Source organism: Gardnerella sp. KA01000, from assembly GCF_049244035.1.
Classification (GTDB): domain Bacteria; phylum Actinomycetota; class Actinomycetes; order Actinomycetales; family Bifidobacteriaceae; genus Bifidobacterium; species Bifidobacterium leopoldii.
Window position 1 is genome coordinate 929931 of record NZ_CP058367.1, and the last position, 14758, is coordinate 944688.

10 protein-coding genes are annotated in these 14758 nt (G+C 38.9%); 4 read left to right on the forward strand and 6 right to left on the reverse strand.

Features of this window, described 5'->3' with window-relative positions; translation table 11 throughout:
* Window positions 1–2 precede the first annotated feature (2 nt).
* On the reverse strand, window positions 3–824 hold the full coding sequence (locus HXT58_RS03440) for an HAD-IIB family hydrolase (RefSeq protein ID WP_004119866.1): 822 nt from the start codon (window positions 822–824) through the stop codon (window positions 3–5).
* Window positions 825–943: 119 nt separating this feature from the next.
* Between HXT58_RS03440 and HXT58_RS03445 the strand changes: the two genes are divergently transcribed.
* Window positions 944–1372: a metallopeptidase family protein gene (locus HXT58_RS03445; protein ID WP_004119868.1), complete on the forward strand. Its 429-nt coding sequence runs from the start codon at window positions 944–946 to the stop codon at window positions 1370–1372.
* 76 nt (window positions 1373–1448) lie between these two features.
* Here HXT58_RS03445 and HXT58_RS03450 read toward each other — a convergent pair whose 3' ends face one another.
* Complete coding sequence (locus tag HXT58_RS03450; RefSeq protein ID WP_415705885.1) at window positions 1449–3035, reverse strand: DUF5719 family protein; 1587 nt, start codon at window positions 3033–3035, stop codon at window positions 1449–1451.
* Window positions 3022–6423 carry a glycosyltransferase family 2 protein gene (locus HXT58_RS03455; RefSeq protein WP_415705883.1) on the reverse strand — a complete coding sequence of 1134 codons (3402 nt, stop codon included), beginning with the start codon at window positions 6421–6423 and terminating at the stop codon, window positions 3022–3024. The genes HXT58_RS03450 and HXT58_RS03455 overlap by 14 nt, the downstream gene beginning before the upstream one ends.
* 321 nt (window positions 6424–6744) lie before the next feature.
* Here HXT58_RS03455 and HXT58_RS03460 point away from each other — a divergent pair, with 321 nt between their 5' ends.
* The 3 genes from HXT58_RS03460 to HXT58_RS03470 all read left to right on the forward strand — a co-directional run bounded on the left by HXT58_RS03460 (window position 6745) and on the right by HXT58_RS03470 (window position 11646).
* Window positions 6745–8178, forward strand: coding sequence for an LCP family protein (locus tag HXT58_RS03460; RefSeq protein ID WP_415705968.1), 1434 nt, complete (start codon window positions 6745–6747; stop codon window positions 8176–8178).
* A gap of 110 nt (window positions 8179–8288) precedes the next feature.
* On the forward strand, window positions 8289–9587 hold the full coding sequence (locus tag HXT58_RS03465; RefSeq protein ID WP_032842522.1) for an LCP family protein: 1299 nt from the start codon (window positions 8289–8291) through the stop codon (window positions 9585–9587).
* 235 nt (window positions 9588–9822) lie between these two features.
* Window positions 9823–11646 carry an FtsK/SpoIIIE domain-containing protein gene (locus tag HXT58_RS03470; RefSeq protein WP_174191645.1) on the forward strand — a complete coding sequence of 608 codons (1824 nt, stop codon included), beginning with the start codon at window positions 9823–9825 and terminating at the stop codon, window positions 11644–11646.
* 7 nt (window positions 11647–11653) lie between these two features.
* On the opposite strand, the gene HXT58_RS03475 is transcribed toward HXT58_RS03470, so the two are convergent.
* From HXT58_RS03475 to HXT58_RS03485, 3 genes are all read right to left on the reverse strand, one after another.
* Complete coding sequence (locus tag HXT58_RS03475; RefSeq protein WP_004107118.1) at window positions 11654–11926, reverse strand: WhiB family transcriptional regulator; 273 nt, start codon at window positions 11924–11926, stop codon at window positions 11654–11656.
* A 186-nt stretch (window positions 11927–12112) separates the two neighbouring features.
* Complete coding sequence (locus HXT58_RS03480; protein ID WP_004107121.1) at window positions 12113–13597, reverse strand: sensor histidine kinase; 1485 nt, start codon at window positions 13595–13597, stop codon at window positions 12113–12115.
* A gap of 125 nt (window positions 13598–13722) precedes the next feature.
* Window positions 13723–14685 carry an L-lactate dehydrogenase gene (locus tag HXT58_RS03485; RefSeq protein WP_004107125.1) on the reverse strand — a complete coding sequence of 321 codons (963 nt, stop codon included), beginning with the start codon at window positions 14683–14685 and terminating at the stop codon, window positions 13723–13725.
* Window positions 14686–14758 lie beyond the last annotated feature (73 nt).

Genomic DNA, 14758 nt, shown 5'->3' on the forward strand with positions numbered 1-14758 from the left:
TTCTATATTTCTAAAATATTAAGTACCTTATTACAAAGCTCTAAGGTATCCGAAGGATTACTTACTTTAACAACTAACGCTCCTGTAAAGGCAGTAGGATAATCGTTTCCTCCAGGATACATACGATCGCCAATAAAAGTAATTTTTTCAATATTAAAATCACAATATTGAGATAGCATTCGCAAAGCTTGAGCTTTATCGTCACCGCGCCTGTATATATCGATGCTAGTATCTCCTCCAGCGCGTACAGCAAAATTAGGTAAAGCTTGAGAAATGCTTTGTGCAAGTTGAGCTTTCAAACAACCGCTAGGATCCCAAGTTTTTTTATATTCAATAGGAGCTAGTTGTCCTAGTGCCGAAAAAGTAATTTGACTACCGCGGTTCTCTATCTGTTCTCCCCACAGCATTGGATCGCCGGGTTCTTTCCAAACGCCCATATTTTTTGCACACTTGTGTATTGCATCAATAACGCATTGCGCTTGCTTAAAATCGATACTATGCTCATAAACACATTGCAATGACATGTCATTATTCACACGATAATAACTAGTTCCATTAGTAGGCATTATGTGAATATTTTTAAGATTAGTGCCAGTAGTTAGCATATCTAAAATTTGCTTCTTAACTAACTCTAAGCAGCCACCTGTTATTACAGCAACAGGAATTATATCAATCAGCTTACTTAATGATTCAGCCATCGATTTAAGCATAGGTTTTTTAGAACATGCCAGTGTGTTATCTAAATCAAAAGCAATAAGAGACGATTCAGCAATGCTCAAGTCAAGATTAAACTCATTCCAATCATGCACTATTGGTTTGAGCATTACAAATCCTCCTGACTTTTAAAACCATATATACAGTATTCTATAGTGTGAGCGTATTTCACACACCGCATATTAATTATTTACATATTATTGCCCTAGCCTTCTCGTAAAGTGGAAGCATGACAGGTCTAATTTGGGAAGAACGTCACTATAGAAATAGGCATGGTAGAGGTCTTAGGGCACCAATATTTGGTACTCGCCTGCCACAATATAGAACCGCTAGCGGAATGTTCGATGCTATGGTAGCGGCTCAAATTAGACGTCTTAACAGTGCTTGGAGAGCATTAACTAAAGACGTTCAATTTGCAGTAGAAGATGTGCCACCTTCACAACCACTGTTATGGGAACAAAACCGCAGAATACTTTCACAAGCGTTTCCAGCTAGCCGTGGTATGCAATCTAGAATTGTATTGTATAGGCTTCCGCTATGCACTCATGTAAGCAGCAGAAGTGAACTTCAATATGCTATCAGAGATGAGCTTGTGCAACGCTTAGCAGAACTATACGGTCGCAGACCAGAAGAAATTGACCCAGATTGGGGTCTGTAAACAATTTTTAAATTAATTAAAATTATCAAGTATTTTAATTAATTTATAGTCGCTTATAGCAATATTTTTATTCGTATTATTGCACAATATGATTGTCAGTTTTAACGTATACCTTCATTTCTTGCGGCTCCAAAGATTGCGCAGAAAGCCAAGAAATACCTGCTATACCAGCCTTATCGATTTCATCTTTATGAATACGGGCAGACAAAGAAACTTTGCTATGCGATTTCGCAATAAACATAACTACATCGTGCGAAATGTCTGAAACAGGAATTCTTAAAGATGCATTCGCAGGAATCGTTACGTTTTTTGTAGCAGCTAATACACCATTTAAATCAAATCCTTGCAAACGCACAGAAGTATCTTTATCGCTTGAAGAAGAAAGGTATAGAGCTGTTTCATTAGCAGAAACAGGTGAAACAATTGCGCCACTACCTTGCACGTTAGATGGTGTAATAAAAGCTACATCTGACTGATTATCTTTGCCATCTTTAGTAATAGACATCATTACTTGAGTAGGAACATCTCCACTTACGCTCAAAGCATTAACATGCTCTGGAACTTTTCCAAGATCGACAACTTGCAAATGGTGTGCTTTTAACGTCAAATTCTTTACTTCTTTAGAACCTGTATCATTCATCCATGAAAGTGTCACATCACCATCTTTATTTGGCCATACATATAACTTAGATTGATCGCCTTCACTAATACCTGAAAGAATATTTGTATTAGATTGAGTGCTTAATTCATGAACAATATCTACACCTTTTACAGATAAGCCACTCATATGAACGACTTTTACAAATGATGCTATAGGTGTCTGCTCGCTCTCAACTTGCACGTATAATCCAGAAGTCTTAGGAGAAGCAGCAGCAAGATCAAAATATGCGTGAGAACGAGCAGGAACAGTAAAAGCACTTCCTGTAGAAAGATTTAACTGATTGTTGCCATGTTCTGCAGACCAAGCTTTAACACGAACAACAGTAGATTTTGAAGCAGCATTAAATGCTTCTAAACGAATAGAAATTCCATCAGCAGATTCTGGAACTAGGAATGTCTGTTTCATAGACGGCATGGAACAGGTAGTTGCAGATAAACCTTTTACGTCACCTTTAGTAGCCCATGAAACCATGGAAGCAGATATTCCAGTGCCAGATCCAACTCGTGATAAATGTCCTTCTAGAACTTGAGCGTCATGATTTACATTATTGTTAGCAATAAAAGCTGACGTATCATCATCAGTTGATTTTGAATTCAACGTAATAGATTGATCATTGTTATCTCGTATGTTACGCAAGCTAGAACTATACACATCTCCAAAAGCACCATAACGAGCAGAAGATTGTAAATCGCCTTCTGATTCGTTATATTCGCTATCACCATATTGAGTCAAATCTGGAAGAGACAATCGAATAGGACAAATAGTTTGCAAACGAGTAGAACCAACACTACTTATAACGCCACTAGATGGAGTATTAGGATTATCTACAAAGTGAGGCATTGGTAAGCATAATGCAACAACACATGCAGAAGCAATAAGTATTATTGCACTAAAAATAGCAAGTGAGACAATACTGACTATTTTGTTCTTGCGATTAATATCTACATCTGCATTTACTTCACCATGCTTAGAGCCCTCATGAGGATTTTTATGCCAGTTCATCTAATTCCTCCTCATGCCTGTCATCTGAACGTTCTATCATTGCATGTCTGCCAAATCGAGGCACGGCAACAATACAGTACAGCAGTAATACCATAGAAGAAACAATAATCCAAGGAACTCTCCACGCAAGAGGCCTAGATCGATAATACGGAGATGTAGAAGACAACGACTTAGAATCAGGCACACCATCAAATCTGCAATAAGTTCCTTGCGGTGATGAAACAACCAATTGTGTACCGTCAGAAGCGTTAACGTGTGCAATTAATTGTTCAGTAGCTTCTTTGTTAACATTACTTACAGTTTGCACAGAAGGATGTAACAATTGTTGTATTGACATAGAAGTTTTATGGGAAACCTGCTTATTTTCTGAACTATTAACAATATAAATACCGCCAATTCCAAGTTGCTTTAACGTTGAAATTGCGCCATTATCTGCATGAGATAACAATTGTGCTGAGGCGCGATATATTGCTTTATTACTTGATGAATCACCAAACATTACTTGTCTAACACGAAGTGCTGGAGATTCGTCTATTGCATCTCCCTTAGATGTTCGCATAATAGAGATTGACAAATCATGGCTACTTTGAGCTCTTAAAGCAAGTATTCGCCGAGTATCGTCTTTTCGCAAATAATCAGAAACAACCATAGGGAGCTCATTGTTATTTGCGCAAATAGATGTAGCAGGTCCGCTCAATACAGCAAAAAGACCCAAAAGAACCGCCATAGTCAACATGCCACTTGCAAGAACAGCGCGTGCTACGCGAATTATGTGCTGCAACAATTGTGCCGCAGAACGACGCATTGCAGCACGTCTACTTGCACGAGTTTTATAGTTATCAAAAATTTGGGACTCAGATTCCTTCGAAGTACGTAGTGGCTCAAAGCGTCGAACAGCTTGACCGGCAACCATGCACATACAAGATAAAATGCCGACAGTAGATAATGCGACTCCAGGCAAAACGCTTGCAGCAACAGGTCCCGAAATATCGGATGCAACTACAACACGAGCAGCAATAAGAGATAACAGCATTCCGGAAATAATCACAACCCACATCATTCGAGAAACTCGCAAAGCAAAAGGCAAAGTTAATGACGTAACAGCCATAACAACAGCTAGAATTGCAAAAATTACCATTATTATTGTTCTTAAGCTCATCAATGGCATATTAATTTCAACATTAGGAGAAGCCATATTAAAAGCGTGCAACAAAACATCAGCGTAATCGCTTACGCGTGGAGCACCTTGCACACTTCTCAATGGCAAAGCCATACTAGAGAACAATTGACGCCACATTCCAGATCCGCCATATCTAATAGCACTTCCTATTGTAGGAAGCAGAACAATTATCGATGGTATAGGCATAAGCGCAAACATAATACGATGAGAGCGCACCATAATAAACGCTGCAATAAAAATAACAATAAGAGGCAAAACAAGCTGCGGTTCTGCAGCTACTGGAACCATAAAGCATAATGCTGCGCATGCTGCACATTGAGTGGATTTAACAGGACGCACAGGATCTTCTGTTACGTACATTCCAACAGCATGGAACGCAAAAGCAAATGCTGCAGGCAAAAATGCCATAGTCATTAACATTGGCAAATCACCGCGTGCAAACAAACCAAAAGCAATAGCAATCATAGTCCAGCAAATACCAGCGCATACACGTACAGTATCCGAGCGCGTAAATACGCCAGCAAGAGCCCAAAAACTTAAACACATAGCTGGAGCAGCTAAGAAGAACATTAATGTGACAGCCAATAACGGGTTAGCACCAACCACAGTTGATGCGATTGCCCAAATACTTAGCCATGGTGCTGGAGGAATTGCAGGTCCAAAACCATCATCAGGAACCCATGCACCAATAGCAGAATTCCATAGTTGATTGAAATCTGCACCCGTTGGTAACCATTGCTGCGCATTCCAAGAAGCGCCACTTAAAATTTCACGCCATGGAGAGCCATATAAATTCAATATGACTGCAAAAAGAAGAAGAGACGCAAGAATAACAGCACTCCACCTACGCAACACTCGAATATGCAAATGCCGTTTCGCTAGAGGACTTAACAGCACGAAATGCTGTTGAGCTTGGAAAGCAGAACTACGATCACGCCAACGTGCAACTTGATGACGATCTGCGATAAGAGGAACAAGTCGCTTTAATGGAACACGAGTATTCCTTGCAATCCTTCTGCGAGCAAAAACTGCTCTAGGTAATTGCATAATAGCAAGCCATGGCAAAAGCAGACGGATCCACGCTATATAAGGATGTTTAGCAAACAGCGAATGCAAAGCGCCAACGAAACAAGCAGGCAAACTAAGAATCCATATAAGAGGCCACAAAAAAATACTAATATCAGTGTATTTGTAACGCTGCTTAGCTACGAGAGAAGCTGCTACACCATATTTAGATCCTGAATTATTATGATTTCTAGCATCACCGTTACGAGTACGGATACCTTCTAACCTTGCACGCCTGTGTGCGATACGAGCTGAAGGAACTACAACAACACGACCTCCAGATAGACATACTCTACGACAAAAATCTCTTGATTCGCCAAAAGTTGTCATCCATGGTTGCGTACCGCGTAAAGTCTGCCATGCAGTTAATGTGACTAAAGCACCTGCTAGCGATACTGCATACACATCTCCACGCCCATCATACTGTTCTTGATCTGGCTCGCCGTCAACAGTAAGAGTATGAACACCGTGACGCCAAGCATACATTCCAACGTTGTGCAAGATATTTCCTTGCCAATCAACTTGTTTAGCTCCCAATACTGATGCAGTCGGAGTATTGCGCCAAGTTTCACGCAAATATTCTAAGCAATGGAAGTCTGCAGGACGAGAATCATCGTGCAAAAGCCATAATGCAGAAACTCCTGCACAAGGCAAAATCTTGCGCAAAGATTTTTCTATTGCATCTCCAAAAGAATGAGCATAAGAAATGGGAATAATAATTATGCGTACAGATTTATTTTCACTATTGTTTACGCGAGCATTATTTACGCGATTAGTATTTGGTCTATATTTTGAATCGCTATCAATTGTATTATTGGAATCGATATTATTAGCATTCTGCAATAATGATTTTCTAGTATTAATTGCTCCCGCAAGCATAGATGAATTAATTTTTATTTGTAAATTCGTTTGCATAGTCTGCTTTACTCGACTAGCACAATCGACTATTACCAAAGTTCCAGGAAGAATTGATTGGCTTAGTACTGCATGTAACGTATCAGCATAAAAACGAGTATCTCGCTCCACACACATCATTGCCATAATGGACGAATCCACATCATGAGGATGCGCATCTTTCGCAGATGACAGCACCTGTAAAACTTCGTCTTCAAATGTAAGATTATGAGCGGTTATCGAATCCATACTTACCAGTTTACGCAGGGGGTATGTATCCACCAAAACACAAGTCGTAATTCTAAATAAATTTATACATATTTTATTAATATTTTTGTTCATATTAACCAGTGCATTCCATATAAATTTAATTAGAATATTTGCTTAAACTTATTAAAATTTTCATTAAAAGATCAAATAATATTCAACACAACCAGGTGTCATAAATCTCATTGCCATGTACTATAATGGCGCGTTATATGTGTCCATTGAATATTGATTTATTCGATGGCAAAAGAAATGATATTGCCACAACCTAAAAGGTTCCTCATTATTGAGAAAGAAGGTACGATGACAACTTCACGGTATCATGAAGGCATGCGGTACCAACCAGGCGAAGATTGGAATTCAACTCCTCATCATAGTCTTGGTTATAGAATGATTAACCGCACGCGCAAGATACTGTGTATGCTTGTTATTTCAGTACTTACATTCTTTTCAACAATCATAGCTGCAGTGTGGTTAGATTTTTCTTCTGCTGTAAGTAACAGAGTTGTAAACGTCATATCTAAAGATCCAGAAGCTAATCAGACACTTGATATTAACGCAGGCAAACCAGTAACTTTTCTTGTTTTAGGTCAAGATTCTCGAGATGGGAACAATCAAAGCTTCACACACGACGGTGAAACTGGTGATCATCAGTCAGATACTACTATGGTAGTTCAAATTAGCGCAGATAGATCATACATGAATATCGTTTCTATTCCACGAGATTCTATGGTAAACGCACCAGCATGCGACACTACAAAAGGACATATTCCTGCAAGAAAACATGTGATGTTTAATTCAATTTTCGCCTTAGGATATGCACAAGGCGGAGATTTAGCCTCAGCAGCATCATGCTCGTTAAAAGCTGTTAATTCACTTACTGGTTTAAATATACATCATTTTATAGTCGCTGATTTCAGTGGATTAAGCAATATGATTGATGCAGTTGGTGGAGTATCCGTATGCATCCCAATAGCAACTCGCGATGCCTATACGGGTGTAAATTTCAAACAAGGAATGCAGCATCTTAATGGTCGACTTGCTACTCAATACGCTAGAATGCGCCACGATACAGCAAGCGATGGCTCTGACATAATGCGAACAACAAGACAGCAATACTTGATTAAACAGCTTTTACATCAAGCACTGTCTAAAAACTTATTTACTCAGACAAGTGAGCTTTACCAGCTTGCAAAAGCATCGTTGGGAGCATTAAATATAAGTGAAGGCTTGGCCAATCCTACCACTTTGGTCGGTTTGGCATTAAGCATGCGTAAATTAGATTCTTCACATATTTATGCTCGTACTACTCCTGTTATTCCAGATCCTTATGATCCAAATCGTGTTGTATGGTCTGACGAAGCAGACAATATTTGGGATTTAATGCGTGAAAATAAACCGCTATCGCTAAATCATAAAACTAACGGCACTAACAAAAAGAATGCCAATAATTCGCCTAAGGATACGAACGATCAAGACAATGAAGATACGGATGACAATAGCAATATAAGCGAAAACGACAAACTTAATAAAACTACAAATCCAAAGAAGATGGGACATGTTGATCCAAAAACAGGATTAATAAAAAATTCTCAAGGACAACTTATTGATCCAAATACTGGAGGAATTGTAAATCCTGAAAATGGAACTATTCACGATCCACAAACAGGACAATACGTTGGCTTTGCAGACAAGTATGCAAACAATGTACTTTGCGCTGTGCCTAGAAAAAAGTAAACAATTAAGCAAGATGTAATCTATGAATATTAATGTACGAGCATAACTTGTATATTATATACTCATAGTCATTGAAGATATATGGCGCATATGCTTATTTTGGAGGATGCATGAATTCGAGATTGTATGAGGACCCTTCTGAAGATAATATAAACCCACCTATCTTCACTCCTTCTCATAATAACGATTCATCTAACTCAAACGTGCCTCCTAGTTTCACTCCAAAACGCGTAAAAAGAGGCAAAATAGAGTCTAATGCGCTTCCATCACAAGCGCCGTCTTTTGCGCCTACAACTCAAAGAACAAGAATCTTAAAAAGTCCAGAACAATGTTCTTCTAGACCTGTTTCTTACACATCGCAATTGCAACCAAGACCAGCACCGCGCACAAGTTCTATTTCACAAATGCGTATTCCAACAACTATAAATAAAGCAGTTGGAAGTGCAGCAAAAATACTACCGCACAAACCGCACAGAATTTTACATGCATTTATTGCATTTTTTGTTGTTCTGGCAGTAGGTGTAACTGGTTTTGGGGTATATTCATGGAACTGGGTTGACTCAAGAATTAACCGCACTACTTGGCTTACTAATACTCCTAGCACTCAAGGCAAAGCATGGCTTATTCTTGGTTCTGATCAAAGAGAAGGCGAAGAAGCTAAAGAGATAACAGGATTTAGAACAGATACTATTCTTGTATTGACAAAGCCGAGCAATGGTCACAGCTCTCTAATTTCTATTCCTCGAGATTCTCTTGTTTCTTTAAATGGCGAACAAGTAAAAATTAATAGCGTTGCGCAAGCAGCTGGAAATAAAGCATTAACAGCAGCAATAGAAAAAATTACAGGTCATCGCATTGACCATGTTGCAGAAATACGTTTTGGCGGTCTTACTAATGTTGTTAACGCTATAGACGGCATTGATTTATGCTACAACCGTACCGTAAGCGATAAGTTTAGCGGGTTAAATTGGACTTCTGGATGCCATCACGTTGATGGGAATACAGCGTTAGCATTTTCGCGAATGCGATACGCAGATCCAGAATCTGATTTTGGACGAGCTGCACGTCAACGAATGGTTATTGCAGCTATTATGAAAAAAGCTTTAGATCACAATACATTATTGAATTTTGGAAAAGTAAAAAAGCTTGCTGAAACGGGACTTGCTTCAGTTATTTTTGACGAGAAAACCAATCCAGGAACATTATGGGAAATGGCTCAAGCATTCAAAGAAGCAACTGGACCGTCAGGCATATCTGGAACAGTATATTGGACGAATCCTGACTATCAAGTTCCAGGAGTTGGTTCATCTGTGCTTCTCGATGATGCTAAAAACTTAGATTTATTCAACCAACTTGCATCAGGCACTCATAAACCTGGATCAGTTGGAACTCTTGCGGAGCAACAATAATTTCGAAGTATTGTTGTATAAGCAACACTTCAATTAGATACCATAACTTAGAAAGCACTAAACTCATATCTTTTAACCACAATCTTGCATAAGTATTGCACAAAAATCAAAAATATTGTCTCATACATTTATGAGTAACAAATCTAATACAGGAATGTCTACAACTAAAGTACTTATGCATGTACAGATGGCAGCGAGTATAGTTCCCATATTCGCTCACATAGCATTGGCTATAATGGCATGGATGCAAAATAATTGGATGATGCTAACCATGATTATTCCAAGCATTATGATGTACATAGCAAGTCTTATTCCACAAATTTTTCAATACATATCTGAGAAAAATTCTATTCAAAGTGTTCAACAAAATCAGCAAATTCAATTATTAAACACTACGCAATCGTCAAATAACTTAACTTATAATCAACAAACTGTAGAAAGTTTGCCAGATACTATTACACCAGTAAGTTTAGAAACATTACTTATGAGAAGAAATGCAATTTCTAATACGCAACATCACTGGAAAGAAGTATTGCAAATATGGTTAAAAAATGCAGGAACATACGACACAAAAAACCAATCTAATAGTATGAAGGAAAATCTAAATACAAATATTTATAACTACTTACCTAATTCAAAAACTAAACACCTTATAGCTCCACTTGGAATAAGCAATAATGGATACTGCTATTTAGATTTAATTAACAATGGACCACATGCTTTAGTTGCTGGAACAACTGGTTCTGGTAAATCAGTACTTCTTACGACTTGGTGTTTAGCTTTGGCTTTTCAATACGGCCCACAGCAGCTACGGTTTGTTTTTATGGATTTTAAAGGAGGAGCAACTTTTGACATACTATCTAAACTCCCACATGCTATGGGAAACGTAGGAGATTTAAATCTTAAACACGCAATACGCGCTCTAAAAGGTCTCGAACTAGAACTAGATAGACGAGAAAGACTAGTAGCTCATCATGGGTGTAATAATATTGCACAAGTAACTCCAGCTGAGCCTTCATTGCTTATTGTTATTGACGAATTTCATGCTTTAAAAGATCAACTTCCCGACTACATGCCTCGTCTTATACGAATTGCATCAGTAGGCAGATCTTTGGGAATGCATATTATTGCTGGAACTCAAAATCCACTCGTACAAGTAAGCGCAGATATGAAAGCTAATATTTCTATTAATATTTGCTTGAGAGTTAGAGACGGAATGCAATCGCAAGAATTATTAGGAACAGCGCATGCAGCTAGAATAAGCCCAAATACACCAGGAGCCGCATATTACAATATTGGAGAAGGAGTAGCTGCTTTGCGATGTGCTCAAAGCAGCAATCCTGCACATTTAGTACGAGCAATACAGTTAGCTGGTAGATTCTGCCATCATGATCATTCTCCAGAATTATTTAGCAAACCATTGCCGTCGATTCTTTCATCAAAACAACTTGCAGAGTATTCAAATAATTACAAATACAAAAATTCGGAGCAAAAAATATCTCAAAGTTTACGTACTCAAGAATTTCATACGAAGCATATTATTATTGGTTTGCAAGACGATACCATACACTTATATCCTGCTCTATTACCAATTCACCTTGGAAATATCGCTGTTATTGGAAGTAGAAAACAAGGCAAAACAACAATATTAAAAATAATTTCTAAAACTTTAAACCTGCCAATATATTCAGGAAAATCACTATACGAACAAAACATTAATAACATTTACAACGAAAATACGCCAATCATTATTGACGATGCGGATGAATTGCTTGATCCGCTAAATACGAGACAAACTGCTATTGCTTTTCAAAAAAGATTAAATAGTAAACAATACCCAGTTATTATGAGCACTAGCACTTCTCGCTACTTACGTTTACCTGAGCAAGCACCAGTGAGGATAATATTTCCAACAGGAGATATTGGCACAGATACAATGCTTGGAATACCTTCTGCTTTATCTAAAAGTTTTGATATTGAAGACTATCAACTTCCAGGACGATGTGTTTTAATCACTCCAGGATCAGCAAGTTTAACTCAAATAGTGCACCTAGAATAAAATTTATTCATAGTGACGCATCTTGACTTTTACGTGCGCGCATTGCTCTACGCTTTAGAGTTCTACGCTCATCCTCGCTTAGTCCTCCCCACACACCGTAATCTTGGTTAGTTTCTAATGCGCATTTTAAGCACTCTGTTGCAACATCACATGAGCGACATACTGCTTTTGCTTCTTCAAGCTGTTGAACTGCTGTACCAGCACTGCCAAGAGGAAAGAACAGTTCAGGATCTTTGTCACTACATGCTGCTGTTGTGCGCCAATCAAACGAGTTGCTCATGAATTATTATCCTCATTTCTTACCTACAACGGTGAGCTTTAGAAGTTCCCCTGAATGTAAGGAAATCATGAAAAGAAAGTTTTTTCAAGGTATTTTGCATCTTTATTAGCAATTTTAATTGTTCCTATACTTTTTACACTAAATGTATAACATTTAATGCACGTTGGAAAACAATTTTTACTAAAGCTACTCAATACCAGATACGCGCAATTTAATGTCTAACACTACCCTAGTTCCGCCTTCTCTTCGAGGAGACCAACGAACTGTACCACCAAAATCGTTAGTGACAAATGTGTTTATGATCTGCGTTCCAAGGCCAGAGCCAGATGGTTTAGCCATTCCATGAGAAGACTCGCTATCTATACCATCTCCATCATCTTCAACGACAATATTAAGATTGTCTCCGCCCCTACCAACTGCAATACGAATATGACCTTTTTCACGACCTTCAAAACCATGTTCAACTGCATTCGTCACTAACTCAGTTAAAACAAGAGATAATGGTGTAGCATCCTGAGCTGCTAATCTGCCAAATTTTCCAACAAAATCAATATCAATATTTTGATTCTGAGACGCCAACTCAATTGACATCTTCAACAAACTCGAAATAACTTTGTCAAAATCAACAATTTCGTCAGCAGTTTGACTCAAGCCTTCATGAACTAGTGCTATAGTTTGCACACGACGTTGAGCTTCCTCAAGTTCTTTTCTAACTTCAATAGATTTTGTTTTACGGGCTTGCAAACGCAAAAGAGCAGAAACAGCCTGTAAATTGTTTTTTACGCGATGATGTATTTCAGAAATAGTGGCATTCTTAGTGCGCAATTCCTGCTCACGTCGCAAAACTTCAGTAACATCACGACATAACACTACAGCTCCAACACGATTATTTGGACCCCACAGAGGCAAGGAGCGCATGGAAACTATAGAATGGTTCGCTTCAAGTTCACAATCTACATCAGCTTTTCCAGTTAATACAAGAGGTAAACTTTCGGGAACATTATCGTTTGTATGCAACAACCTAGTGCCAAATTCGCTTAAATATTCACCTTGCATAGTATTTAATCCACCGAGTCTGCGGAAACAACTAATGGCATTAGGGGAAGCATAACGAACTATTCCATCGTCTTCTAGCACAATAAAACCATCGGATACTCGAGCATTATGTCGCTGATTTAATACAGATTCATGATATGGGAATTGTTCACGAGGAATCATGTCAAATAAAGTTTTACCAGCATTGATACTTTCGGTTTCATAACGACCGTTAGATTCACGCGTTGCCAAATTAGTTTCGCGCATAACTAATCCGATGGTTTTACCCCTATGACGAACTGGAGCGTAAACGTAGCATACAGTAGCTCTACCAATAGAACGTAAGGTTGAAGAGTGGAAACTTGTCTCAGATTTCATCGCCTCATTAAGCTCAGGTACTAAAGAATCATCTAATTTTTTACCTAACAAATCATCAGTACGCAAAGTAATAGCTGTTGAAGGACGACATTGTTCAGCAACAACATAATCACCGTCACCATTTTGAATAATCAGCAGCAAATCTGCAAAACTCAAATCTGCAATAACCTGCCAATCGGCCACCAAATGATGAAGCCACTCACGATCACTGTCATTAAAATCAGGACGAGTAGCAAGAATGTTAGAAAAATCAGCCATAATGTAATAATATATCGAACTCACAGAAAATTCTGTGAGGCATGTTGTTGTTTTGAACAAGAAAAACCGCTCCTCCTCAATTAAGAGAAGAAGCGGTTTAATAATTTATAAATTATTCTTTAAAACTAGAAGCCAAACTTAGCAGCAGTTTCGCGCAAAGTTTCAGCAGAACGCTTCAAAGCAGCCAACTCACGATCAGAAACTGGAGTGTTTAGACGAGAGTTTACACCATTGCGATTAAGCAATGTTGGCACAGACATGCACACATCAGAAATGCCGTGGAAGTCATCGAGCAAAGAAGACACTGGAAGAATGCGGTTAGTGTCGCGAAGAACAGCCTCAACAATATCTACACCAGACATAGCAATAGCGTAGTTTGTTGCACCCTTACCGTTGATAATCTTGTAAGCAGCGTTAACAACTTCCTGATGGATTTCTTCGCGCTTAGCAGCATCAAGTGGCTCATGACCTGGAAGAGCGTTCCAATCGCACATTGGAACACCACCAATGGTTGCAGAAGCCCACAGAGGAACTTCAGAGTCACCGTGTTCGCCAGCAATGTATGCGTGAACGTTCTTAACATTAACGCCCGTGTGCTGAGCGATCAAGAAACGAAGACGAGCGGAATCAAGGTTGGTACCAGAACCAAACATTTGGTTTGCTGGAAGACCAGAAAGCTTCATAGAAACGTGCGTAACAACATCAACAGGATTAGTAATCAACATGTAAATTGCGTTAGGAGCAACCTTCACAACGTTCGGAATGATTGACTTCATGATGTTGATAGTGGCTCCTGCAAGCTCCAAACGAGTCTGACCTGGCTTCTGGCGAGCACCAGCAGTAATCACGACCATGTCAGCATCACGGCAAATTTCCACATCGTCAGAACCGGCAATAGAAACTGCAGGATAGAAGCTAGAACCATGCTGCATATCCAAAACTTCAGCTTCAACACGTTCCTTAGCAATATCTTCAAGCACAATCTCACGCGCAACACCACGCTGAGCAGCAGCGAAAGCGAGAGTAGATCCGACTGCGCCGGCACCAATAATTGCAAGCTTAGTTGGCTTAACCTGCGAACTCACCATGAGCAAAAACCTCTTTTCAACAACCTATCACACCCTTATAAGCACACAAAATACCACGATTTATGCATTACTA